Here is a 24,858-nt window from a genome sequence, read left to right as displayed (position 1 = left end):
AAATTTAGACTCAAATGAGCGGACTACTCGTCAAACGCCTTTAGCTCGTCGCATACTTTGGCGAATTTTTCCTGCGCGCTTTGCAACCCTTCGCGGTTTGCGGTGACGACGTCAGCGGGCGCGGAGGAGATAAATTTTTCATTGTCTAGCATCGCAGAGAGCTTTTCGATCTCTTTTTGCAACTTCGCTTTTTGCGCGCTAAGGCGCGAAACCACGCCGCTAAGATCAACTCCATCAAGCGGTACGAAAGTTTCTAGTCTCTCGCTTACGTCGCGGGCGGAATTTGTGATATTTTGCTGCGTAAATTCCACTTCATCTACCTTGGCAAGCGTTTTAATGTAGTCTGCGGCGGCGCTTAGATCGACTGCAGATTTGACGTAGGCTTTGGCTACGCGCGCATTGCCGAGCTCGATCGTCGCCTTTGCGCGGCGAATGCTAACGATCGCTTCAATAACGAGCGAAAATAGCTCCTCGATCCGCTCGTTGCGCTCGCCAGGCTGCGGGTATCGCATCACCATGATGGAGCGCGCGTCTTGTAGCTTCGTGCCGCTTAGCTCCTGATAAAGATACTCGCTTAGAAACGGCATAAATGGGCTTAGTAGCTTCATCGCTTCTTTAAAAATCATCCCTAGCTCACCGATCGCGGCCTTGTCCGCCTTGCTAAGCTCAATGCCCCAGTCGCAAAACTCGTCCCAAAAAAACTTATAAAGCTCGGTCGCAGCGTCGTTGAAGCGGTATTCGTCTAAATTTTCCCGCACCGCGCTCACGCAGCAATTAAAGCGCGAAAGCATATATTTGCCGAGGCTCGTTTTGATCTGCGCCGCGTCTAAATCGTCGAATTTAGAAGCGTTTAAAAGCAAAAATTTGCTCGCGTTATAAAGCTTGTTCGTAAAATTTCGATATATCAAAAGCTTATCGTCGCTAAGGCGCAGATCGCGCCCCTGCACGCACAAAATCGTAAGCGTAAAGCGCAAAATATCGGCGCTAAATTCATCGATTTTTAGCAGCGGATCGACTACGTTTTTGCTCGATTTGCTCATCTTTTTGCCGTCTTTGTCCTTAACTAAGGCATGCAGATAGATGTCGCGAAACGGCAGCTCGCCCATGGCGTTTTGGCACTGAAACATCATGCGCGCGACCCAGAAAAACAAAATGTCAAAGCCGGTAATCAGCATCGTATTGGGATAGAATTCCGCCAAATCGCCCTCAAACCACTTCTCGTTTTTCAGCGCCTCGCCGTTGCCCCAGCCAAGCGTACTGATCGGCCAAAGACCGCTTGAAAACCACGTATCGAGCACGTCGGGATCTTGAGTAAAATTTTTACCGCCGCATTTCGGGCAGACATCGGGGCTCTCTCGCTCATCCGCCCACTGATGGCCGCAGTCGCAGTAAAACACGGGAATTCTATGCCCCCACCACAGCTGGCGGCTGATACACCAATCCTTCAGCTCGCGCATCCAGGCGTTGAAGCTATTGATCCAGTGCTTCGGGAAAAATTCCGCCTCGCCGGAATTTACCTTAGAGATCGCATCTTTTGCGATATCTGCGCGCACGAACCACTGCTGCGAGATGTACGGCTCGACGACGTTTTTGCAGCGGTAGCAGTAGCCGACTTGATTTTCGTAGTCCTCGATTTTTTCGATAAAGCCCAGCCGATCAAGCTCCGCTACGATCTGATCGCGCGCAGCAAGTCGCTCTAAACCATTAAATTTACCGCACTGCTCGTTTAAAATTCCTTTTTCGTCAAAAACAGTGATAAACTCCAGCTCGTGGCGCTTGCCGACCTCGTAGTCGTTGGTATCGTGCGCGGGAGTGACCTTTACGGCGCCCGTTCCGAAGCTCATATCGACGTATTCGTCGGCGATGATCTCTATCTCGCGGCCGATTAGCGGCAGCACGAGCTTTTTGCCGATCCAATTTTTATAGCGTTCGTCCGCGGGATTTACCATCACCGCAGTATCGCCGAAGTAGGTCTCGGGTCGCGTAGTAGCCACTACGATAAATTTATCTTGCGCGTCCGAAAAGTAATAACGCAGATAATAAAGCTTGCCCTTGTTCTCCTTGTGCTCGACCTCCACGTCGCTTAGTGCGCCGTCGTGCGTGCACCAGTTTACCATGTAGTTTCCGCGTACGATTAGTCCCGCGTCGTATAAGCTTACGAATGCTTTGCGCACGGCGTTTTTAAGCCCCTCATCCATAGTAAAGCGCTGTCTGCTCCACGCAGGCGTGACGCCCAGGCGCTTCATCTGCCTTACGATCTGCCCGCCGCTTTGCTCCTTCCAGTGCCAAACGTGCTTTAAAAACTCCTCGCGCCCTATCTCTTCTTTTTTGATCCCTTGCGCCAAAAGCTCGCGCTCGACGACGTTTTGCGTTGCAATGCCTGCGTGATCAAGCCCCGGCTGCCACAGCGTGCGGTAGCCGTCCATTCGCTTGTATCGCGTCATTATGTCTTGCAACGTAAAAGTGAGCGAGTGCCCGATATGAAGCACTCCGGTGACGTTAGGAGGGGGCATCATAATGCAAAAGTTTTTGCCTTTTTGCTGGATATCTTTATTGCCGTCGATCTCGAAATAACCGCGCTGCTCCCAAATTTTATAAAAGCTCTCCTCTACGGCTTTCGCGTCGTAAAAATCTGCCATCTTTAGCCTTTTTTTAAAATTTTAAATTTTGCGATTTTAGCGGAATTTATGTAAAGCGCTCATTAAAGCGTGCCAATTCTGCATTATACAATAAAATGTAGTATTTAAATATATGTAAAAATATCGAATTTTAGAATATTTTAGATAAAATTTTAAAAAATCATATAAAAACACTTGACATTAAAAATTCTACCTGCTATAATACCGCGAAATTTTAACCAAAAGGATTAAATATGAAGAAATTTCTTCTCGCTTCGCTTCTTAGCGCCAGCGTCGTCAGCTTCGCTCTTGCCGAAAAAATCGTAGTCGCCGCTACTCCGATACCGCATGCCGAAATTTTAGAGCAGATTAAGCCTGATCTAAAAGCCCAAGGCTACGATCTTGAGGTCAAGGTTTTCAACGACTACGTAACCCCTAACCTCGCTACTGATAGCGGCGACGTGGATGCGGGATTTTTCCAGCACGTGCCATATATGGAGGAATTTAACGCTAATAAAGGCACGAAGTTAAAAGCGACCGTGGGTGTGCACTTAGAGCCGATGGGCATCTACAGCCATAAGATTAAAAATTTAAAAGATCTTAAAAACGGTGCCAAAGTTGCCGTGCCGAACGATCCGACTAACGAAAGCCGCGCTCTTGATCTGCTCGTAGCCGCAGGGCTCATCGAAGTAGATCAAAACGCTAAGCTTCGCACGCCGCTAGATGTCACGAAAAATCCTAAAAATTTAGAAATTTTAGAGCTTGAAGGCGCCGCGCTTCCACGCACCCTGGGCGATGTCGATATTGCGGTTATCAACTCAAATTTTGCCTTTAACGCAAATTTAAACCCAATCAAGGATTCGCTATTTTTAGAAAAGGCTGAGGGCAACCCTTACACAAATGTTATTAGCGTTAAAGAAGGCAACGAAAACAGCCCTAAAATCAAGGCGCTAGATAAAGCAATTCAAAGCGAGAAAGTGAAAAAATTCATCGAGACGCAATATAAAGGCGCAATCATTCCATCGTTTTAACTCCTCTCTTTTTAAAATTCGGCGCACGATTCGCGCCGAATTTGCTGGCATTCGCTATTTTATTTACTATCTTTTTTTATAATTGCGCGAAATTTACCGAGTAAAGGAAAAATAATGAAAAGAATTTTATCTTTCAGCTTTGTTGCCGCTATGGCTATATCTTCGCTTAATGCAGGCGTTTTGGCTACTGCAAAAGACGCGAATATCACTATTACAGATGAGGATGTTGCACCGTTTTTAGCTCAAGGTATGCAGCACGGCGGACAGGAACCGACCGCCGATGAGAAGAAAAAACTAATCGATGATCTAATCAAATACAAACTTCTAATCGCAGAGGCGAAAAAATCAGGCATTGAAAACAGCGACGAATATAAGCATCAGCTAGAGCTTGCTAAAGATGGCATCGCATTTAATCTATGGCAACGCGAAGAGGCCAAGGGCGTAAGCATCAGCGACGAGGAAGCTAAAAAAATTTATGATGAAAATAAACAAAATTTCATGCAACCAGATTCCGTTACCGCAAGCCATATCTTAGTAGCAGACGAAAAGGCTGCTAAAAACGCGATTGCGAAGCTATCAAAAGTCAAAAAAGAGAATTTAAAAGAGGAATTTAATAAGCTAGCCAAAGAAATTTCAATCGATCCAAGTGCTAAAGAAAACGGTGGTGATTTGGGCTCTTTTGGCAAAGGAATGATGGTGCCGGAGTTTGAAAAAGCGGCGTTTGCGCTAAAAGATGGTGAGATGAGCAAAACGCCGGTAAAGACGCAATTCGGATATCATGTAATCTACAAAGAAAGCAGCAAAAAGGCTGAGACTATGCCGTTTGAAAAAGTAAAAGATCTCATCAAAAATCAATTACTTCCAAGCAAAGTAAACAAAAAAATCGATGACAAGGCTAATGAGCTATTCGGCAAACTAAACATCGAATACGCAAAATAGTTTTAATTTTAAGGCGCGAGACTATTAAATTTATATGCAAGTTCGCTGCGGCAGTAACTTGCAAGAATAAATTTTAGCCCGCGCTTTTGTTTTATATACGCTAAATTTTGTGAAATTTTAAGATCACTCTTATATCGTCGGATTGTTAAATTCTAAATTTATTCGCTCTACCGATGCTAAATTTCGCGGAATTGTAAGTACAGCCGGTTTTTACACATTAAATCAAGGAATTCAAATGCTTTCTAATATCGTAAATTTTATCGTAGAATTTGTCGCAGGTTGGGGATACCTTGGCATTTTTATGATGATGTTTTTAGAAAGCAGCTTCTTTCCTTTCCCAAGTGAAGTCGTGATGATCCCTGCAGGCTATCTGGCCTCAAAATCGCAGATGAGCTTTGTTCTAGCATTTGTTTGTGGGCTTGGCGGCAGCATCACCGGCGCGCTGTTTAATTACTATCTATGCTACTTTTTTGGACGTAAGATTATCGCTAAATACGGCAAATACGTAGGCATCACCGAGGAGAAATTTGCAAAATTCGAAGCTTTTTTTAACCGCCATGGCGAAATTTCAACGTTTAACTGCCGCCTAATCCCAGGTATTCGTCAATACATCAGCCTTCCTGCGGGGCTTGCAAAGATGAATGTCGCGCGCTTCGTGCTATTTACCGGGCTTGGAGCTGCGATTTGGACATTAATACTGATGAGCTTAGGATATTTCATCGGCGAAAACGAGGAGCTAATCAAGCAAGATCTGCATCTAATTACGATCGCTTTGTTCGCCATCGTCATTATAATCTCGCTTCTATATGTTTATTTTATAAAACGCAAAAGATAGCTCCGTTCTAGTAAATATAAATACAATGAAAAATTCCATTTTACCGCCTTTAACTTCAAATTTTTCAAATTATAATTTAAGCTAAACAAGAATTTTTATAATTCCACTTTCATAATCTGCGTGCGATACGATATTTCTATTAAAGTGTAATTATGCCTTAGTAGCGAATTCCAAAATATTTTTAAGTAAAATTCTATTTAAAGCCTTAAACAATCATACTAATTTCTAAATTTTAATTTTTCGTTACGTTTTAAGCTACTTTTAATACTAAAAGCTTTAAAATTCCATTAACAATTTCAACGAAAGGACTTATTATGGCAAAGACCAGAAAAGAACACGATTTCATCGGTGAATTAGAAATTTCCGACGATTTTTACTACGGTGTGCAAACATTTAGGGCACTAGAGAACTTCCACCTAAGCGGACGAGCACTCAAAGACTATCCGTTTTTTATCAAAGCATTTGCACAAATCAAAAAAGCAGCTGCGCTAGCCAATAAAGAGGTCGGAGTCCTAGACGCACAAAAAGCCGATGCGATTGCAAAAGCTTGCGACAGACTTATCGCAGGAGAGTTTAGAGATCAATTCGTAGTCGATATGATCCAAGGCGGCGCCGGAACTTCAACGAATATGAATACCAACGAGGTCATTACCAATATAGCTTTGGAGAGCATGGGACATAAAAAGGGCGAATACCAATACCTTCATCCAAACGATCACACAAATTTGGGTCAAAGCACCAACGATACCTATCCTAGCTCGATCAAAGTCGCCGCTTACGCCAAGCTAACCGATCTACTAAAAGCTATGGAAAATTTGAAAAAAGAGCTTGAAGTTAAAGCCAAAGAATACAAAGATGTCATCAAAATGGGAAGGACAGAGCTTGAGGACGCCGTTCCTACTACTCTTGGAAACACTTTCAATGCTTTTGCTACCTACATCAAAACCGATATCGCGCTTATCAAAGCCGCTAGGGAGTCTATGACTTACCTAAATATGGGCGCTACGGCGATTGGTACGGGCATCAACTGCCACCCTGATTATAAAAACGTAGTCGAGAAAAAACTGGGCGAAATCACCGGCGTTAAATTTAAAGCCGCAGAGGATTTCATCGCCGCTACACAAGACACCGCGGACTTCGTCCACGTTAGCGGCGCGTTAAAAACAGCAGCCGTCCGCCTAAGCAAAATCGCAAACGACCTACGTCTTATGAACTCCGGTCCTAGATGCGGACTAGGCGAAATAGAGCTTCCTAAGATGCAACCGGGCAGCTCCATCATGCCGGGCAAAGTAAATCCAGTCATCGCCGAGGTCGTAGGCGAGGCATGCTATGAAGTTATCGGCAACGACGTTACGATCATGCTTTGCTCCGAACGCGGAGAATTTGAGCTAAATGCGTTCGAGCCTGGCATCGCATATGCGTTATTTAACTCGATCGTGCTTTTAGAAAATGCGATGAATACACTAGCCGAAAAAGCTATCAAACATCTAAAGGCAAATCCTGAAGCTTGCCTAAAATCGGTGCTAAATTCTGTCGGTATCGTTACGGCGTTTAATCCCTACATCGGCTACGAAAAATCCGCAAGTATCGCCAAAGAGGCGTTGCAAACAGGCAAATCCGTAGGCGAAATCTGCTTAGAGCGCGGATATTTGAAAAAAGAGGAGATCGATAAGATCCTAGAGCCTAAATCTATGCTCAACCCACATATGAGCAAAAAATAGTTCCAAACTAGGTGCGGCGCGGAATTTCATCAGTTAATTTAACAGGCGAAATTCCGCAAAGTAGAATTCAAAATAGATAAGATCGATCGTGCAGAATTCCGTAGATGCAGAATTTCATCAAGTTAGATTTAGCTTCCGTGGAGTAAAATTCCACTTGCGAAATTTTAGGATAAAATTCCGCATAGAATTCCGACCACTGAATTATAAAGATAATTCGGATTTTACCTGCTGAAATCTTTAGAATTCTGCGCGCCGTTAAAAAAATTACTTTATAAGGAGTTTTGCAATGGACTTTATGGTGATATTGCAATTTATCGTTTTGCTAGGCGGCATCTACCTAGGCGTTAAGCTAGGCGGCATGGGCGTCGGTTATGCAGGCGGCTTGGGCGTTGTCGTCCTAGCCATTTTGGGCATGAAGGTCGATATGAAGGATATCCCGATTGACGTTATCCTAATTATCGCATCGGTAATCTCCGCGATTACGGCGCTGCAAGTCGCAGGCGGACTTGATTATTTGGTGCAGGTAGCATCTAAAATTTTAAGGAAAAATCCTAAGCAGATCAACTTCCTAGCGCCTATCGTTACCTATCTACTTACGATACTTGCGGGCACCGGACATACTGCGTTTTCTATGATCCCGGTTATCGTCGAGGTCGCAAAGACGCAGAACATCAAACCTTCCGCTCCTCTTGCGCTTTCGGTCGTTTCATCTCAGGTAGCGATCACTGCGAGCCCTATTTCAGCGGCGTTCGTCGCTATGAGCGGCTTGTGCGAGAAGCTAGGCGTTAGCTATCCTAAGCTTTTGTTTATCTGCATCTCTACTACCTTCGTAGCTATGATCATCACGGCTTTCATCGTAAATAAATTCTACGATCTCGATCTTTCAAAAGACCCTATTTACAAAGAGAGACTTTCAAAAGGTCTTGTAGCCGAGATCAAAGCCGAGGAGTATAAAGAGCCGAAGCCTTATGCGAAAAGATCGGTTGCGATATTCGCTATCGGCGTTTTGATCGTCGTTTGCTATGCGCTTGCGATCTCAAAGAGCGTCGGCCTGGTAGAAAAACCAATCCTTTCAAGAGATAGCGCGATCATCAGCTTTATGCTAACCATCGGCTTTCTTATTGCTGTTTTATGCAAGATCGATACAGGCAAACTGCTCTCTACCAGCACTTTCCAAAGCGGTATGAATGCGTGCATCTGCGTCATCGGTATAGCATGGCTCGGTACTACTTTTGTTAACGGACATATTGACAGTATCAAAGAGGTAGCTAAAAACGTCGTTACGCAGTATCCTTTCGTACTAGCCGTCGCGCTATACTTCTTAAGCTGCTTGCTATACTCGCAGGCTGCAACCACAAAGGTTATGATGCCTGCCGTTGCTGCCGCGCTTGGAATGACTAGCCCTGAAAATTCAGGTCAAATTTGGATCTTAGTCGCATCGTTCGCAGCCGTTTCAGGCTTGTTCGTGCTCCCTACTTATCCTACGACGCTCGGCGCGATCGCCATGGACGATACCGGAACGACTAGAGTCGGTAAATTTGTATTTAACCACTCGTTTTTCCTTCCGGGAACCATTATGGTTGCGATTTCGGTCGCTCTAGGATTTTTAGTAGCTCCTGCGCTAATCTAAGATTAGTATTCCTTTCATTTGCGCCGAATTTTTCGGCGCATTTTTCATACCATTTAAAATTTTTAATACAATTTAATAGATAAAATTCTATCGATTTTGGGGTTTGCCATATTTGCTTATAAAATTTAACTTCTAATCGCATGCAAAAAACTATAAGCCTTCCAGTAGTATTTGAGTGGAAGTAAAATTTTATTTGAAATTTCATATCCATATTATGCTAGATGATAAATCAAAATTTCAGCCAAAAAACATATAATGTAAGAAATTCAAAACAAGGAGAAAATATGAAAAATCTCATCATCATCGCTCATCCCGATATGGCAAGCTCACACGCAAACAAGGCGTGGCGCGAGGTAGCCAAAAAGCAAGCGGATAAATTTGATATTCACGAAATTTACGCTACTTATCCGAACGGCAAAATCGATGTTGCGCGCGAGCAGGAGTTACTTTTAAGCCACGATAAAATTATCATTCAGTTTCCACTTTATTGGTACAGCTATCCGCCACTTTTAAAGCAATGGTTCGACGATGTATTCGCCTACGGCTGGGCTTACGGCAGCACCGGCGGCAAGCTGAAAGGCAAAGAATTTGCCCTAGCGATCACTATCGGCGATGAGCAAAATAACTATAAAAAAGACGGCACGATCGGATTTGGCATAGAGGAAGTTATCATACCTTTTAAATGCGCGATGAATTTTACGGGCGCTAAGCTGCTGCCGTGCCACTTCGGCTATGGATTTTCATTTCATCCAGATAGCGAATATATCGCAAAAAGTGCAGAAAAATACGAAGAATTTTTACTAAAATTTTAAAATTTACAAAGGCACAATCGCCTTTTTAGTCGCAAAATTTTATTTTAAAAAGTGACGGATGAAGATCGTCTTTTTATCCGCACTACTCGATACGCTTCCTGCATTGCTATTTTCGCGTTGCACACGCAGCCTGCTGACATAATCCCACGCCCTTTTGATCGAAAAATTTTACTCCCTTCTCCTCTCCCCCTAAATGGGCAAAAAGTTTACGTTAAAAATTTATAAGAAATTGACGTATGAAGCATGCTTTAGTACAGCCATATAAAAATCAATAAGCATAAAATTTTACCTAAAAATTTGCACCCGCTCGCAATAACACTCGTCTTAAATTTCCACAAGACGTTAAAAAAACTATGAATATCCGCCACAGCACTCAGCTCAAACTCTCCGCTAATCATAAAACGCTGCGAACTACGTGCTTACCGCTACTGAGCTTGTATATGCTGTCTATGCGCCCGCCAAGCTCATCCTCATTAATGTCAAAACAACAATCACTCGTCTTGCTAGAAACGCATCAGCCAGCAGGTATAAAAGAGAACTATTGCGAAAGCGGTGCAAAATACGATATCTCCGCGCCTAGCTGCTTAGTGCTTTCTGCTCTGAGCGTGCAAATTCCAAGATCCAAAAAGAGATTTAAAGTAAAGTAGCACTTGCTACCCTGTGCGCGTGCAGATAGCTTAAAGCTGCCAAAAGTTTGCGCTCACTTCGCCACTGAGCGCAATTTGCCTATTGCGCAGCTATTAATACTTTCAGATTTTAACTTGTTTGCTTTTACTTTCCGTCTTTTAAATGCCTGCATGCAGCTAGCTGCAAAGACGTATTTGCTGGATACGCCTTGTAGCTCACCCCCATACCCTAGATAAAAATCCGCCGTAATTTATGCGGATATTTGACAGAAGGATTGTTTGGATGCTATCTTTCATACGAAGCCTAAAGCGCTACGCCGATATACTAATGCGCGCCATTTTTTTTGCTCTGCGCGCGCTGCCTACGTCGCTGCAGTCACAATTTTCTCTGATACGACATTAAAGACAACCTATCGCCAAAACTACCGAAAAGCTTTTAGCCTTGTTTTTTCTGATTTAGAATTTAGTCTCAATCAGTTCTTTGCTAATAAACCAACAGAACTTCCATGCTTTGATATAACCCATCCACGCGGAATTTAGCTAAATTTATTTGGATTCTTAAAAACGTGCCAACTTTTCTATCACGTCTTATTTCAAATAGCAGCAAAATTCTACCGCCACACTGCAAAGAGTTAAATTCTATCAGGCAGATTTATTAAAAATTTTAAAAGTAGCAGAAGCAGTAATAGATGATTAATACTTTTCCAAATGGATACCGCTACCATTAAAATTTTAATCAAAAGATATCCATTAAATTTACGCTCTTTAAATTAGCAGTAAAAGCTTAAATTTCACAAGGTTTCCTATGAAAGCAAACCTCGCAATACTTCATCAAGCGGCGCAAAAAAGCCGCTTTAAATTTTATCCTGCGACGCAATTTACCCAGATCAAAAACTCATCGCTCGGCTTCTCGTCGTCCATATGCGCGGGCGTGACGAGCTCAAGCGCGGTTTGCGGGATCGTCGTTTTAAACGTGTCCTTAAGCCACTGCTGAAATTTTACGTTTGGATGCACGAAAAAATCGTCCTCCTCGCTGTTTGGCGGCGCGCTAAAATCCTCATCCCAGCAGATTTCATCGTATCCGATCGCGAGCAATCGCAAAAAATCAAGCCCGCTATGAGCCAAAACGCAGGTCATGGTCGAGCCCGAGCCGGAGCCCATGTGCGGGGTCTAGTCTCGCCCGCATCATCCAGCCACAGCGCGCACATCGAGCCCTCCGAGCCGCTGCCTGCAAACACGCAAAGCCTCTGCTTGATCTCCGCGGCAAGCTCGCGATCCTCGCCGTAAAACCAATACCTTAGCTCCTCGTCGCGATTTTTCGGCTCATCCGTGAAAAATACGATGTCCGTGCCGCCCTCGCGCTCATCGTCGCTCCAGCTCTGTTGCAGCCGATCTTGCGGGTAGAGATAGCCGCGTCTGCGCCCGCCCGCGTCGTCATAAAAGCCGTTTGCTTCGATCCACGCATAAAGCGCCTGGGTCTCGCTCGGCACGCGCATGCCCTGCGGTAGCGCCTCGCGCAGCTGCGCTAGTAATAAATTTTCCACCGATCGCTCCTTTTGCTTAATTTACCGCTCGAATTTTACTACGTTTCGGCTAAATTTACGGATATTTTTCTAATATCTGCGGCGTTTTACGCGCCCCGTCGCCGCAAGCGCAAATCGGACTTTTAAAATTTAGCCGATTTTCGTTGCGATACGCACGCAGAGGCGTGAGCGCATATTTGAAAAAAGGTATGAGAATTTTCAGTAGAAAAATGCGTAAAATTTTACGACTTAAATTTTACATCTTGCAATCTCTTTGCTATATTTTTTAGAAATTTTCGGTTTTAAATTTAGCTCGCCGCAAAGAGTGAAATTTTAGCGATACCTATAAATTTAAAATTTCCCGCGCCTTTTGTTTGCACGCCTCAAATTTTTGCTCAAACTCCGCGCGTCTTTGCAGCTCGTTTTTTGCCCCTATTTTGGCGTATCCCGAGCCTCGCCCCAGAAAATATACATAGCCCATATTCTAAAATTTCGTTATAAACGGCATTTTGTCATTATTAAATTTACAAATTTTGCCGCCGTCTGATCGGACGGGCAAATTTCGTCTAAATTCCAAGCTCGGCTCTTACGAGCGCTTCGTTTTGCGGCGTCAAAAAGCCCACGATATCCTGCCACATCGAGTGAAAGCCGTATCCGCCGTTTATCATCTCGCTGCGCGCGGCATCCAAGCTCCAGCCCTGATAGATCACGCGGTACATCGCCACCACAAGGCCCGTGCGATCGGCTCCGTGATAGCAGTGCACGAGCACGGCGCCCTCCTTTTGGCGCTCGCGAATGGTGCGCAAAACATCCGCGATCTGCGCGGGCTTTATCTCCCAGCTTTGAAGCGGCTTGTTCGAGAGCCAAAATTGATCCCCAAACGCCCTTCTGTCGCCGCCTCTGCTAAAATGGCGCAGATTTACAATGCTTTTGATGCCAAGCTCATGCAGTTTCGCGGCATCACCTCCGTCAAGCTGAGCGCTGCGAAACAGCAGCTCATCCACGCGGTAAAAATTTTTTGCTTCGTCGATGAGGGTTGCTTTTTGCGATGAGTTTGAGCTTGCGCCGTGCGCCGCGGTATCTGTATCTTTAAAATGCGCGTCTTTAAATTTGGCGTCTTTTGCGTCCGCGAGATTTTGCTCCACGCCGCTCGTTTTTCTAAAATTTATGGAATTCGCTTCTATCGCAAGCTCTGCATTTATGCCGGTTGCAAAGAAAAGCGCGGCTGCTAGCGCAAGGGTTTTAAATTTCAAATTTCATCCTTTAAATTTGGCTAAATCTTATGATTTTTGTAAAAATTTGACGCCAGACGGGTCAAAATGCAAAATAGCAGGCGCGTCTAAATTTAACGTAAAATTTGAGCGTCAAATCCGCCCAGATCGCCGCTAAATTTCGCCGCGAGCCCGCAAACCGCGCCGTTAAAATCAAAATTTCGTTTTAAATTTCCCCGTTCCCGCCCTCGGTATCGCTAGATCAGTACGCGGTAGTTACATTGCGTAGTTACATTGCCCTTGTAAATTTACTGAAAATAAATCGTAAAAGGGGTGCGCCGTTTCCGCGAGCGCTGCCATAAACCTGCTTCGCAGGTGAGTTTCGTACTCGCCTCTTGCGATACTTACCCGAAATTTTATTTTTCGCGAAATCCTTTCAAATTTCGCCGCTAAATTTGACGCTTTAGTCGATCAGATCGGTCTGCCAGTTCGCGCCTTGCAGCGTCGTATCAAGCTGTCTGATCTGCCTAGCTAGCTCGTCCACCTGCTTTTGCAGCGCCGCAACGTCGACCGTGCTTAAAATTTTAATCTCGCTGCGCGAATAAACATCCACCTTTTGCGCGGAAGCTTGCGCGAAAGCCCGCAATACGCCCGCTTTTAGCGTGAGTATGTCGCGCTTGGCGATTAGCTCGGTTAAGCTCTTGTCGTCCGCTTTTGCGGTGCAGTTGGTTAAATTTATCCGAACGATTAGCCGCTCAAGCTCGCTTGTGAGCGCGTCTAGCTCGGCTAGCAGCGCCTTTGGTTCTTCGCTGGGATTCTCGCCCTCTTGCACCTTTGCATTATCCGCGAGCCTTGATTTTAACTGCTCGATGCGTTTTTGTATATCTGCGCGCAGTATCAGCGCCTCGGCTAGTTTCATTTTCGTCCTTTTAAAATTTATTTTCCGCCGCCAAGCTGTCTATCCTGACCGTAGTGTGGCGAATACGGGCCGTAGAGCAAGCATTTGTTGCAGTTTTGAGCCAGCAGCATCGCATCTGCACTTGCAGAGAGCTTGTATCCCGCATCGGTGATCGTATCACCAACCTGCTTAATGACAGCGGAGATCAGCATACCCACGAGATTGTTACCGCCTCCGCCCGAGTCATCGCTGACCTGCGCCGAGCCCTCCCAGAGCGTCGCGCCGCTTCGCAGATCCACGAGCTTGGCATTGACTGCCACGACGCTTACGCTATTTAGCAGCATATACGAAGTGCCGTATTTAACGATATCCATGTATAGCACGGCGTCTGCGCCGAAAATCTGTCTTAGCTTGTGCGCGGAGACATTTTGGATGTCGCTAGCCTCGTAAATTCCGTTATTTTTGAAGGTCTCATGCACGAGCGCGGGCGAAAATACGTAATAGCCCGCCTCGCTTAGCGGATAGATCGCATTGGCAAGCACGGCAGCACCTGCGTCCACTTCGGTAGTTTCGTTTGTAGGCATCAGCACCAAAATCGATCTCGGCTTAGCCTGCTGAAGCGCCGAGTAGTCGTAAATTTCAGGCTCGCTTAGAGCGCACGCGTTAAAAAACAGCGCCACGAATACGCTAAAAATAGCTATTTGAGCTTTATTTTTCATTTTTTAGCCTTTTTATTCGTTTTGCCGCCCTGTTTCGCGGCAGCTTTACCTTGCTTTGCAGAGGCCGTTTTGGCGGCTTCGCGTCCGCTTGGCCCTTGAGCTTTATCGGCGCCGGGCTTGGTCGCAGCCTCAGCTTTTTTAAGCGCGGCGGGGTTTGTAACGAAGGTCAAAAACGGCTTTGATTCAGGGAAAGCCTGAGCTTCTTTTTCAAAGTTCTCTCTCGCCCTCGCGCCGTTGCCCGCGCTTAGATACAAAAGCCCCAGATGCGAATAAAGCCCCGGCGGGACTTTACGCCCTTTTTCGTATGCCTTTTGGATAGATTTTTCAAGCACTTCGATCTGTTCGCCTACGTCGCCTTCCTGCTTTAGATACTGATAGGTCGAGTCCGTGTAGCTGCCGTCCCAGTAATAAATTTGATTCCGCGCCCCGCCGCCGCAGCCGCAAAAGATCACGGCCGCAGCGGCAAGCGCAAGAGCGCTACCTGCTTTCAAATTTTATCCTTATCTTAGCTTAAACGCGCCGTTTTCAAGGCCGTTTACGAGATTATTGACCGCTTCGATGATCGCCAGACTTAACACCTTGCCGTTTAGCGTCGAATCATAGCCCGCAGTGCCGCCGAAACCTAGCACTTCGCGGTTTGATAGCTCGTATTCGCCCGCGCCCTGAGTCGAAAAGACCACCTCGGACGTTCTGACGTCAACGATGTTTAAATTTACTTTAGAATACGCGGTTTGGGTCTTTCCCTTGCCTAAAATTCCAAACAGCTGATGATCTCCGGTCGTCTTGCGGCCAAATTCCGTCACGTCGCCGGTGATAACGTATCTGGCACCTTTTAGATTTTGTGCGCTTTTAGAGATTGCGCTTTCCTCTTTGATGGCGCGCATATTCGTGCGGTCAAGCACCGAGAAACGTCCTGTTTGCTGTAAGCTTGAGATCAAAATTGTCTGCGCTTGGTTGCCCAGTCTGTCCTCGCCGTCGGAGAACACGCCGTTGTTGTAAGAGGATTGGTTGTTAAAGCGTCCTACCGACACGGCAATTCGCTCGCCAGAGTAGTTGGTGTTTATGCTTGCTACCGTAGGGGTTTGCACTACGCGAGAGCTCTCTTTCGCGCATCCGCTAAATAGCGCCAGCACCGAAGCCGCAATAACGGCAACCGATATTGTTTTTTTGAAATTCATTCTTTACTCCTTGAAAAAATTTACGTATAATATCTCATTGTTTCTTAAAATTTTATGTATAAATTTAAGCGCATAAATTTATCAAAACGGGAGCGATGATGCTTAATATTTTACTAGTCGAAGACGACGAGATTTTGAGCTCGGCGATAAGGGAAAAGCTGCTTGATGAGGGCTTTAGCGTGAGCTGCGCCTTCGATGGCAAGCAGGCGGCAGAAGCGCTGGATGAGGCGCACTTCGATCTAATCATCTCGGACGTGATGATGCCTAAGATGGACGGCTTTGAGCTTAGCAGATACGTTAGGCGCGACGGCAAGAGCCAACCGATACTGATTATAACGGCAAAAAGTGAGATCGAGGATATGCAAACGGGCTTTAAAAGCGGCGCGGACGATTATATGAGCAAGCCGATAAATTTAAAAGAGCTCGTGCTGCGCGTGCATGCGCTGCTAAGGCGCGCAAAGATCGCGAACGAAAAGCGGCTTCTCATAGGCGGAAGCGAGCTTGATTATGATACGCTTAGCGTCTGCGCGGCGGGCGAGCGGATAAGCCTGGCGCCGAAGGAATTTCGTCTTTTGTTTTTGCTGCTAAGCTACGCAGGCAGAATTTTTACGAGATTTGAGATAATGAGCGAAATTTGGGGCTACGAAACGGACAGCGACGAGCGCGTCGTAGATACGCACATCAAAAAGCTACGAGCAAAATTTGAAAACTCCAAGGACTTTGAGATAATCACCGTGCGCGGGCTCGGCTACAAAGCGGTAAAAAAGGAGCGAGTATGAAAAAATACCTCATCAGTCTCAAAAGCTTCATCGCGTTTTACTCCTCGCTCGCATTCGGCGTGATAAATTTCATCGTCTGCTTTGCGGTTTGCATGCTTTTTTACATCGGTATCGGCGGCAAGATCGGCGGCTTTTGGGACGGAGTGGCGCTGTGCGCGATCATCTGTCTAATCACGATGGCGCTAAATTTTACTCTGCTTTACTTCGGACTTAAAATTTTATTTCGCCCGATCAAGCGGCTACTAGGCGCGATCACCGCGATCGCAAACGGCGATTTTGAGGCGCGCGCCGAGCGTAAGATACACAGGTACCGCACCGATTACGTCTATATGCACGAGCTGGACGAGCTTGTGGTAAACGTCAATAAAATGGCGCAGAAGCTGCAAAAGCACGAGCAGCTGCAAAAGGAATTCGTCTCAAACGTCTCGCACGAGATGAAAACGCCGATCTCCTCGATCGCTGCGTTAAGCGAGATGATAGAGGGCGGCGTGAGCGAGGAGCGCGCGGTGCGATATGCAGCCTCCATCGGCGCAGAAGCAAACCGCTTAAGCAAGCTCTGCACCGATATGCTAAAGCTGACGAGACTCGATAGCGGCGCGGCGGTGCGCCTAGATGAGACGGTACGTATCGACGAGCAGCTTAGGCAATGCATCATATCGCTGAACCAAAGCTACGGAGAGCGCGAGTTTGAGCTAAATTTGTCGCCGCTTAGTGTGCGATCAAACGCGGGGCTGTTAAATCAAATTTGGCGAAATTTGACCGAAAACGCGCTTAAATACTCGCAGCCGAGCGGTAAAATTTTCGTCCGTTGCTGCGCTTGCGATGGCTTTGCGCAGGTGAGCATCAAAGACGAAGGCATCGGCATCGCGCGCGAGAAGCTGGATAAAATTTTTGACCGATTTTATCAATGCGAGGAATCGCATAAGGAGCTCGGCAGCGGGCTTGGGCTTAGCATCGTACGCACGGCACTTGATCTTTTAGGCGGACAGATCGAATATGAAAGCGAACCGGGCGTCGGAACCGAGGCGCGCGTTAAAATCCCGCTTTAAATTTCAGATCAAGACGGTGCGGATGAGCCGCGTCTTACAATTCGTAGCTCGCCGTAAAATTTCGCCCCACAGGCGCAAGCCACGCCGATACAAGCTTTGACGATACGGGCCCTGACGGCACAATCATGGCCGATGCAATCTCTAATGATACAAGCTTTGACGACGTAAAAAAGCGCGGGTGTGTCGCGCGCCGCATTCACAAAAAATTCTGCTTTAAATTTTATATCGATTTGCCGCGGACGCCTCGCGCGGCGCGACGAGGTCGGAATTCTGCTTTAAATTTACCGCGCGTTGCGACTTTGCCGCCCTTTACGACTTTACCGCGCATTACGGCGGGCGGCAGGCTCGCTTAAATTTGCCGCGCCTTAACGCAGACGGTCGAATTTTGCCTGAAATCTGCCGCCACTCGCTCGCGCTTTGCAACGGACGGAGAAATTTTGTCCTAAATTGCAAAAGACACATTAAGAACACAATCACCTTATATAATCCCGCTCATAGATCGATCGGACACGCCCCTAGCGGTCCGAGTCTGGCAAATAATGAAATTAAAAACAAAGGAGAAGCGATGAGCAAGGCCGTACTTCATTCAGTGCTAGCGATAGAGGCCATTTTATGGGGACTTTTGTCGGCTGTGATTATAGGTGCGTAAAATTTTACGCTTTGAGCTAGGCGATCCGCCGAAAATTTATAAAATTTGCGCCCTGCCTCGCATCCGCTGCGAAAAGGGGCGCACCCTCACTAACGATAAATCAAAATTTTAATCCACCCGCCGCCTGCGCGCAACCTGGCCGCACATAAACCTCGCTACGCATAAATCTGCCGCGCAAAACCCCGCTACATACAAATCCATACCGCAAGCAAGACGGCCGCGCGCAAACCTCGCTATACGCAACCTCGCCGCGGATAAGCCGGCTGCGCAACTAAAAATCGAATAAAATTTTAAATACTACGAGCGGACGGACGAGCTAGTTGATGCCCCATTTCATCCGCGCCTTTTGCAATATGTGCTCGCCCGCAAAACAGCTTGCGATAGGAAATGATTTGAACCGCGCAAATTTCAAAAATACGCGACCTGTTCCAAGCACGCAAATTTATGCCTTTGCCGCTAAGCGATTTTTAAAAGCTCTCAAGCTAAAATTTATCCCGAATTTGAGATCAAATTTAAACTCAACCCAGACGGGCGAAAATTTCACGAAAGACGTCGCAAGAAGCGAAATCTCAAAGGAGCCTAGCGTGAAAAGATTGATAAATTTCCTGAGGCGCATTTGCACAGACCTGCTTGTAGGCAGAGCGCTACTACATCCGATCCTGCTTACGGCTGCGTTTTTAGCGGCGAAATTCGGCGCGCTATATGTCATAGATGAAAAAATTTTAGGAAGCGGCTATGATTTGGGGATATTTGGAGAATTCGCTTATTACATATTTTTCGATTTTGTCGCAGGTGCCTATTTTATAGCTCTTTGCGCGCATATAATCTATGCTTCGCCCGAAGTCAAATCGCTTAAAATTTTACGTAAAATTTTATTCGCGATAATCTTAGCGTCTTGCGCGCTGGGTTATTTTGCTTCGGACGTAAACTATCAAAAACTAGGCGTCCTTGAAGCCTTTTTAATTGCCTCGCTAATTTGCATTTGCATCTATTCGGTCGCAACCGAAATATCAAACGACCGCTCAAACGCGGTATTTTGGGGTTTTGCCTATGTTCTTAACTACATAGGTGCCTTATTTGTAATATTTCATGCGCAAGCCGCCGAAGTCGTAGCCGTCATTTTAATAATCCTCTGTCCGCTCGCGTGGGCGTTTTATTTCAAATACGAATTTCAAAAAGCGCTTGCGAAAGACGCCGCAAGCGGCGATGAAATTTTAAATAATACAAGCGGCGATGAAATTTCAGCAAGCAAAGCGCGCGCGGAGAGTTAAATTTATAAAATTTCGCCGCAAATGGCTAAATTTATGAAATTTCGCCAGGGTCAAATTTTAAAATTTCCCACGCGGCGCTTTTATCTATCCACATCCTCGATCACCGCTTCTACGAAACGGGCTGTATTAATTAGCCTAAAGCCCCATATTTTGGGATCTGCCGTGATTTTATTATAAAAATCTTCCAATTCTTTCGCGGGAGATAATTCGCCTAATTTAAACGGGGCAAATTTTACCTTTCCGATCTTTTTTAGATAAGGCAGCAGCTCCTTTAAATCCTTATGATTAAACCAGCGGTCCGCCCTAAGAAACTCGCCGTTTTTCGAGCTCGCGATCTTGCTTTTTAAAAAATCATCCATGCCGGGCGGCTCTTTTTGCAGCAGTCTAGTGCAGGCCAGATGATACTCGAGCTTCCTAGGCGTTTGATCTACCGCCGAGACAAAGCAAACGCCATATCCCTGCTGCATCTGGATAGACAAAACGTCGCCCTCCTCAAAATACGGCGTTTTTTGTTTCGCAATTTTGGCTCGCTTAAGCGGTCTTGGGTTTTCGCTTTTTAGCTGAACGGCTAATTTATCGAGCGCTTTTTGGCGGCTCTTTTGAGATCCGTCAAAGACCTTATTCCACATCCCGCTTGCACCGCTTTTTATGATGGCAAGGGCTTTTTCGCGGATTTCGTCGTTTAAAAATCCGATCTTCCAAAGCGAATACGCCAGAGCCGTCCAATAAATCTCGCTATAAAGCTCATCGGTGCAGAAATTCTCCGCCTGCGCCAAAACATCTTGCAGGATAGTTTCAACATCTTCGCCGTCCTTGTATCGCTCGGTGATAGTCAAATAGATATCGTATCCGTCGTCGCTATCGATGATTTTTACTCCGTCTATCGCCATTTTTTCTCCTTTATTTTGATCTTTTCTCTGCCGATTTCGCTGAGCCGAATTTTGATAAAATTCGTAAAATTTTATCATACAAAAACCACATAAAAATCGACATAAAAAATAGCAAAAAAGCTAAGAAGCCGCCCGTATTGTAAAACGCATCAAAAAATAGCTCGAAGCAAATCAGCGTGAGAAAGAGGATAAAATTTATACTCCTAACCTTAAAAATTAAGAATAAAATCGGCGATGCAATATAAAAATAGTAAAAATATCCTCTACTGAATTGATAAAAAGCCAATAAATACCAACCAGCGGCGATAATCATAAATTGTGGCGTTAAATTTTGATTTTTTGCAAATAAAAGCTTGCTTTTGTCTATGCAAAAATAGACTAAAAATAGCGGCACGGAAACTCTAAATACAAAGTAGATAAAATCGTAAAAAATATTAAAAATAGGTGTATGAAATGAAAATTTCGGCAAGAAATCAAATGCCAAATACAAAATCAGATATGCCGTTCCTAAGCCGAAACAAAGCTTTTTACGCTTAAACGAAATTTTTATAATTTTCAAAAGTCTGCTAAATTTTACAGCGATCAGGCACCGTTGCCCGCTTTGAATTTCGGTCAAAAACCAATATAAAATAGTGCTCAAATTTACCCTTTTAAATTTTTCTGCCAGTTTTTACCCCACACGGCATACGCCGCGCTCTCCTTCTCATACTCGCTCAACCCCGAGATCGCGCACAGAAATAGAGTTTTGTTCGCAGGCTCGCTCATTAGTGCCTTTAAGCTCTTGTAAATTTTATCCTCCTGATATGACAGCAGCCCCGCAACGATCACCTCTAAACTGCGCTCGCTAATGCCGTAGCGATCGATAAATGCCTCGATAAATTTTATATGCGCGCTCTGGTGTTCGGCATCTACCGTCTCAAAGTAGCGCCGCGCGAGACCAAAGTATTTTTCGCTCTTTAGCGCAAGGCCGAAAACTGCGTAGCTGCCGCTCATCAGGCACTTTTCGCCGTCCGTGTCGGTGTAGAACTCAAACTTGTGCTTTAGCGCCTCGTTCGCGTAAAGCTTAAGCTCCTCGTCGAGCCCGTGCGCGAGTGCGGCGGCGAAAAAGCGGTGAGTTTGCGTCTGTGCAAGGCCTTTGATCGGCAGATAAGTTTTCTGCGCCTTGGAGCTAAGCTTTACGGCGTAGCTCGCGGGAAAGCCCGCTAGCAGCAGCTTTATGATGAAATTTAGCGCCTTTTTATACGCGCCCGCCGTTTCGTTTTTGATTTTTACTCGAACCTGCGCGAAAACGTCGTTTGCCAAGCACTCCGCGTCCGCGTCTTTAAATTTTACTAGCTCTTCGCCAAGCTCGCCCGTGCCTTGGTCCAGATAGCTTTGCGCCTGAGCCGAGCCGAAAATCTTCGCCGCACACTCCAAATCCTTGCGCGCAAGATTCACATCCCAGCTATAGCGCTTAAATTTGATATTCCAAAACGCCGCCCGCACGAAAAACGCAAGCTCGCCCGCATCCACGTTTTGCCGCGTAAAATCCTTTTTAAGCTCGTAATATTTGCTCCAGCGGTCATCACTAATATCGTAAAATTTCGGCAGGAATTTCTCCTCTTTCCATCGCCTTAGATTATTCTCTAGCGCGATGATAAAATCCCCAAAAAGCCGCCTGTTTTTGACGTCTTGCACCGCGGCGATAACTCGCTCAAGCAGCGCCGTTAGCGCCGCTTCGTCGTAATCCATAAGCGAAAGATCAAAAATGCGGTCCATAAACACGAAAATCTCGCGGCCGTCTTTGATCTTTTTATCGCGGCGGATGATGAGCTCGTCTATATAATCATCCATTTTGCGCTTTAGCCCTACTTTTCGCACAGTGTTTTCAAAGTAAAATTTATGCTCGCAGCTACGCTGTGCCAAGCTTTCGCTCGCACCTTCAAATTTGACCGCTAGATCCAGCTTATACGCAAAAAACGGCAGATTTGCTTCAGCCAAAAACTCCTCCTCCGCGCTCTTTGCGATAAGTGGGACGATGGCCTCAAACTCCTCGCGCTCTAGCTCGTCTATCTCGGGCGCATCGGCTCTAAAGCTGTCCGCACCGAAGTCGTGAAGGTAGAGCCTGATGCGTGATCCGCGGCACTCCACGCCCAAAAAATCAAAATACCCCTCCTGTACCAGACAGCCAGAATACGGCGCCTCGCCCTTGTACTGCGAGCCGAGCTTGCTAGCGATCAGGCACTTTAGCGCGTCTGAAATTTTACCCGCTAGCGAAATTTGAGCTTCGTTCATTGATGGTCCTTTTAAATTTAAGTTAAATTTGTGGCAAGGCGCCGCGACTAAATTTAGATCTAAATTTTAGCTTCGATTCGGCAAGCGCACCTAGCTCAAAGCCAAAAATTTCCTAACCGTGATACAAAGTATCGTAACGATAAGTGCGATCATCCAGCGCTTTTGAGCTTTTTTGCCGATCTTGTGCGAGGTTTTGACGCCCGCATAAACGCCCGCTAGTGAGCCGACGCCGAGCAACGCGCCGATTTCGTAGTACACGAGCCCATGCGCGGAGAGGCTAATAAAGCCCGCGCTTGAGGAAAATATCACGAAAAATAGCCCCGTGCTGACGGCCTTTTTGATGTCGTAGTTTAAAAAGCTGATCAAAATAGGCATCACGAATACCGCGCCGCCGATACCCACGCTGATCGCCACGGCGCCGACGAACAGCCCGACCAAAAATAGTAAAATTTTGGATTCATTGGCCTCGCCCGTGGGCTCGGTCGGGGTTTTGAAGAGTTTGATTAAATTTATAATCTGCACCAAAATAAGCGTGCCCAGAAGAAATTTTGACGAAAAATAGCTTACGATAAAGCCGCTGCTAAGCGCGCCGCAAAAGCCTCCGAGCCCAAGCACCAGCGCGGGCGCGATGTCTAGCATTTTGCTTTTAAAATTTACGAACGAGCCAAAGATCGAGCTAAAAATCATCTGCATGATGCTGATGCCGATGGCGTATTTGACATCGTAGCCGAAGAGCATCATCACGGGCACCACGACCGTGCCGCCGCCGATACCGAAAAACCCGCTGATAAAGCCTACCGCAACGCCGATTAAAATGTATTCAAAAAACATCCGTATTCCTTATTTCAGCCCCTTTGATCTCGCTGAATTTCGCTTTTTCCGGCTCGTCATTAAAATTTACCGTTTTGCAAGCCTTGAAATTTAAGCGCGAAATTTAGCAAATTTAAGCCTTATAGCCGTTTTGCTTCGCACATCCATTCGCGGTAGCGCTCGCGCGAAATTTTTACTTTTTCATATCGCAAGGCGTCCGCACGAAAGCATTTTAAGCTCAGTTCATTACCCTCAAAGCCCGCAAAATCAGCCTGCTCGTAGATGTCGCAACCGCTCTGCATGCAGTCTAAAACATCGACATATCTCTGCTCTTCGCTCATCGGCTCGGCAAAGCTCACCAAATGCACGCCGTTTGGAGCGCCCCAGTAGCAGCCGCTCACCGCCAGCGCGTCCCAGTCCCGCAGATAGTGCACGCCGCCCCAAATGAAGCTCTCCTTGCCGAGCGTCCAGGCGTCCGGCACGAAGCGCATAATCCGCCCGCGATCCAGTTCAAGCACGCTGTAGCCGTATAGATCTTGGAGAAAGACGAGGTAAAATTTGCCGTCTGCGTGGCGGATCAGGCTAAAAAATTCCGCCCTATCGTCTATACAGCGCCAGCTTTTTATCTGCGTTTTGTGAGTATCAAACGGCGTGTATTCGCCGCCGCTAAAGCTTGTCGCGCCGAGCCTATATGCGTCCTTTACGATCTCATATCCGCCGCTTAAATTTATCGTTTGGCACTGGGTAAAATTTTGCCCCTCGAAAAGAGCTTCCGCCTGCTTGATGCGCGCTTGGTACTGCGCGGAATTTACGGCATTTGCCATCGTGCGCTCCTTAAAATTTTATGCGGGCGGGTTAAATTTTACGCTGCCGCCAACAGCTCGCGCTTCCTGAATTTAATGCGAACCGAATCAATTTTGCCTCGCATGGCGGCAAAATTTGACCGATAAACGGCAAGCTCAATCATTTGGCGGCAAATCGACAACCGTTAAGCGCAGCCTATAAGCGCTATGTACCAGCGCCGAAATTTTAAATCTTGCTTTGCGAATTTTTTAAAATTTACTCGCAGTTTCGGCACTCTGCGAATACTTGCGATACCGCGCCGCCTTTAATGCTCGCGCACAAGGGCGTGAAATTTTACTAGCGTTTAAAATTTCGAGGTATTTAAATTTCGCGATATTTAAAATTTCGCGAGGTTTTAAAATCCCACAAAAATCCGAAATTCCGCGAGTATTTGAAATTTCACAACCTTTAAATTCCACTAGCGCCTTAAATTTTATCCAATGCGGACAGCCAAACCGCCCGGACGAGCGGACCGCTCAAATTTGCTCGCCAGCGCGGTGCCGCTGGCTATCATTCAAAATTTACTCCCCAGAATTTTGCTTCTATCAAGAG

24 protein-coding genes are annotated in these 24,858 nt (G+C 46.1%); 10 read left to right on the top strand and 14 right to left on the bottom strand.

Translation table 11 applies throughout. The annotated features are described in order from the left end of the window. Window positions 1-23: 23 nt before the first annotated feature. On the bottom strand, window positions 24-2,639 hold the full coding sequence (locus Q0274_RS06655) for a valine--tRNA ligase (RefSeq protein ID WP_298028441.1): 2,616 nt from the start codon (window positions 2,637-2,639) through the stop codon (window positions 24-26). 233 nt (window positions 2,640-2,872) lie between these two features. Between Q0274_RS06655 and Q0274_RS06650 the strand changes: the two genes are divergently transcribed. The 7 genes from Q0274_RS06650 to Q0274_RS06620 all read left to right on the top strand — a co-directional run bounded on the left by Q0274_RS06650 (window position 2,873) and on the right by Q0274_RS06620 (window position 10,752). Continuing rightward, window positions 2,873-3,649, top strand: a complete 777-nt coding sequence (locus Q0274_RS06650; protein WP_005870677.1) for a MetQ/NlpA family ABC transporter substrate-binding protein — start codon at window positions 2,873-2,875, stop codon at window positions 3,647-3,649. A 114-nt stretch (window positions 3,650-3,763) separates the two neighbouring features. Beyond that, the gene (locus Q0274_RS06645; protein ID WP_298028440.1) at window positions 3,764-4,588 is read left to right on the top strand and encodes a peptidylprolyl isomerase; all 825 of its coding nucleotides are present in this window, start codon (window positions 3,764-3,766) and stop codon (window positions 4,586-4,588) included. A 235-nt stretch (window positions 4,589-4,823) separates the two neighbouring features. After that, a complete protein-coding gene (locus Q0274_RS06640) occupies window positions 4,824-5,423 on the top strand; it encodes a DedA family protein (protein WP_298028439.1) in 600 nt (199 codons plus the stop codon). Window positions 5,424-5,737: 314 nt separating this feature from the next. Further along, window positions 5,738-7,144 (top strand): aspartate ammonia-lyase, encoded by a 1,407-nt coding sequence (locus tag Q0274_RS06635; RefSeq protein ID WP_005870686.1) that lies wholly within the window; start codon window positions 5,738-5,740, stop codon window positions 7,142-7,144. 286 nt (window positions 7,145-7,430) lie between these two features. Then, complete coding sequence (locus Q0274_RS06630) at window positions 7,431-8,774, top strand: anaerobic C4-dicarboxylate transporter (RefSeq protein ID WP_298028438.1); 1,344 nt, start codon at window positions 7,431-7,433, stop codon at window positions 8,772-8,774. Window positions 8,775-9,058: 284 nt separating this feature from the next. Further along, complete coding sequence (locus Q0274_RS06625; protein ID WP_298028437.1) at window positions 9,059-9,586, top strand: NAD(P)H-dependent oxidoreductase; 528 nt, start codon at window positions 9,059-9,061, stop codon at window positions 9,584-9,586. Window positions 9,587-10,491: 905 nt separating this feature from the next. After that, window positions 10,492-10,752, top strand: coding sequence for a hypothetical protein (locus Q0274_RS06620; RefSeq protein ID WP_298028436.1), 261 nt, complete (start codon window positions 10,492-10,494; stop codon window positions 10,750-10,752). 321 nt (window positions 10,753-11,073) lie between these two features. Here the strand turns inward: Q0274_RS06620 and Q0274_RS06615 are convergent, their stop codons facing one another. The 8 genes from Q0274_RS06615 to Q0274_RS06580 all read right to left on the bottom strand — a co-directional run bounded on the left by Q0274_RS06615 (window position 11,074) and on the right by Q0274_RS06580 (window position 15,741). After that, window positions 11,074-11,349 (bottom strand): hypothetical protein, encoded by a 276-nt coding sequence (locus Q0274_RS06615; protein ID WP_298028435.1) that lies wholly within the window; start codon window positions 11,347-11,349, stop codon window positions 11,074-11,076. Then, complete coding sequence (locus tag Q0274_RS06610) at window positions 11,346-11,756, bottom strand: hypothetical protein (RefSeq protein WP_298028434.1); 411 nt, start codon at window positions 11,754-11,756, stop codon at window positions 11,346-11,348. The genes Q0274_RS06615 and Q0274_RS06610 overlap by 4 nt, the downstream gene beginning before the upstream one ends. A gap of 322 nt (window positions 11,757-12,078) precedes the next feature. Further along, a complete protein-coding gene (locus tag Q0274_RS06605; protein ID WP_298028433.1) occupies window positions 12,079-12,216 on the bottom strand; it encodes a hypothetical protein in 138 nt (45 codons plus the stop codon). A gap of 85 nt (window positions 12,217-12,301) precedes the next feature. Continuing rightward, window positions 12,302-12,988: a tyrosine-protein phosphatase gene (locus Q0274_RS06600; protein WP_298028432.1), complete on the bottom strand. Its 687-nt coding sequence runs from the start codon at window positions 12,986-12,988 to the stop codon at window positions 12,302-12,304. Window positions 12,989-13,409: 421 nt separating this feature from the next. After that, window positions 13,410-13,865: a DIP1984 family protein gene (locus Q0274_RS06595; RefSeq protein WP_298028431.1), complete on the bottom strand. Its 456-nt coding sequence runs from the start codon at window positions 13,863-13,865 to the stop codon at window positions 13,410-13,412. Window positions 13,866-13,882: 17 nt separating this feature from the next. Beyond that, the gene (locus Q0274_RS06590; RefSeq protein ID WP_298028430.1) at window positions 13,883-14,563 is read right to left on the bottom strand and encodes a DUF799 domain-containing protein; all 681 of its coding nucleotides are present in this window, start codon (window positions 14,561-14,563) and stop codon (window positions 13,883-13,885) included. After that, window positions 14,560-15,054, bottom strand: coding sequence for a DUF4810 domain-containing protein (locus tag Q0274_RS06585; protein WP_298028429.1), 495 nt, complete (start codon window positions 15,052-15,054; stop codon window positions 14,560-14,562). The genes Q0274_RS06590 and Q0274_RS06585 overlap by 4 nt, the downstream gene beginning before the upstream one ends. A gap of 9 nt (window positions 15,055-15,063) precedes the next feature. Then, a complete protein-coding gene (locus Q0274_RS06580) occupies window positions 15,064-15,741 on the bottom strand; it encodes a CsgG/HfaB family protein (RefSeq protein WP_298028428.1) in 678 nt (225 codons plus the stop codon). Between the two features lie 98 nt (window positions 15,742-15,839). Here Q0274_RS06580 and Q0274_RS06575 point away from each other — a divergent pair, with 98 nt between their 5' ends. The 3 genes from Q0274_RS06575 to Q0274_RS06565 all read left to right on the top strand — a co-directional run bounded on the left by Q0274_RS06575 (window position 15,840) and on the right by Q0274_RS06565 (window position 19,489). Next, on the top strand, window positions 15,840-16,520 hold the full coding sequence (locus tag Q0274_RS06575; RefSeq protein ID WP_298028427.1) for a response regulator transcription factor: 681 nt from the start codon (window positions 15,840-15,842) through the stop codon (window positions 16,518-16,520). Beyond that, the gene (locus Q0274_RS06570; protein ID WP_298028426.1) at window positions 16,517-17,569 is read left to right on the top strand and encodes a HAMP domain-containing sensor histidine kinase; all 1,053 of its coding nucleotides are present in this window, start codon (window positions 16,517-16,519) and stop codon (window positions 17,567-17,569) included. The genes Q0274_RS06575 and Q0274_RS06570 overlap by 4 nt, the downstream gene beginning before the upstream one ends. Before the next feature lie 972 nt (window positions 17,570-18,541). Then, window positions 18,542-19,489 carry a hypothetical protein gene (locus tag Q0274_RS06565; RefSeq protein WP_298028425.1) on the top strand — a complete coding sequence of 316 codons (948 nt, stop codon included), beginning with the start codon at window positions 18,542-18,544 and terminating at the stop codon, window positions 19,487-19,489. A gap of 80 nt (window positions 19,490-19,569) precedes the next feature. Here the strand turns inward: Q0274_RS06565 and Q0274_RS06560 are convergent, their stop codons facing one another. From Q0274_RS06560 to Q0274_RS06540, 5 genes are all read right to left on the bottom strand, one after another. After that, window positions 19,570-20,379, bottom strand: coding sequence for a hypothetical protein (locus tag Q0274_RS06560; protein WP_298028424.1), 810 nt, complete (start codon window positions 20,377-20,379; stop codon window positions 19,570-19,572). Window positions 20,380-21,021: 642 nt separating this feature from the next. Further along, complete coding sequence (locus tag Q0274_RS06555) at window positions 21,022-22,653, bottom strand: DUF6138 family protein (RefSeq protein ID WP_298028423.1); 1,632 nt, start codon at window positions 22,651-22,653, stop codon at window positions 21,022-21,024. A 90-nt stretch (window positions 22,654-22,743) separates the two neighbouring features. Beyond that, the gene (locus Q0274_RS06550; RefSeq protein ID WP_298028422.1) at window positions 22,744-23,484 is read right to left on the bottom strand and encodes a sulfite exporter TauE/SafE family protein; all 741 of its coding nucleotides are present in this window, start codon (window positions 23,482-23,484) and stop codon (window positions 22,744-22,746) included. A 119-nt stretch (window positions 23,485-23,603) separates the two neighbouring features. Then, entirely contained in the window at window positions 23,604-24,287 is a 684-nt protein-coding gene (locus Q0274_RS06545; protein WP_298028421.1) for a hypothetical protein, read from the bottom strand. Window positions 24,288-24,515: 228 nt separating this feature from the next. After that, window positions 24,516-24,725, bottom strand: a complete 210-nt coding sequence (locus Q0274_RS06540; protein ID WP_298028420.1) for a hypothetical protein — start codon at window positions 24,723-24,725, stop codon at window positions 24,516-24,518. Window positions 24,726-24,858: the final 133 nt, after the last annotated feature.

This window comes from uncultured Campylobacter sp. (genome assembly GCF_937973075.1).
GTDB lineage: Bacteria > Campylobacterota > Campylobacteria > Campylobacterales > Campylobacteraceae > Campylobacter_B.
Note: the sequence above shows the minus strand (reverse complement) of the source record. Positions and strands in the feature narration are given on the sequence as shown.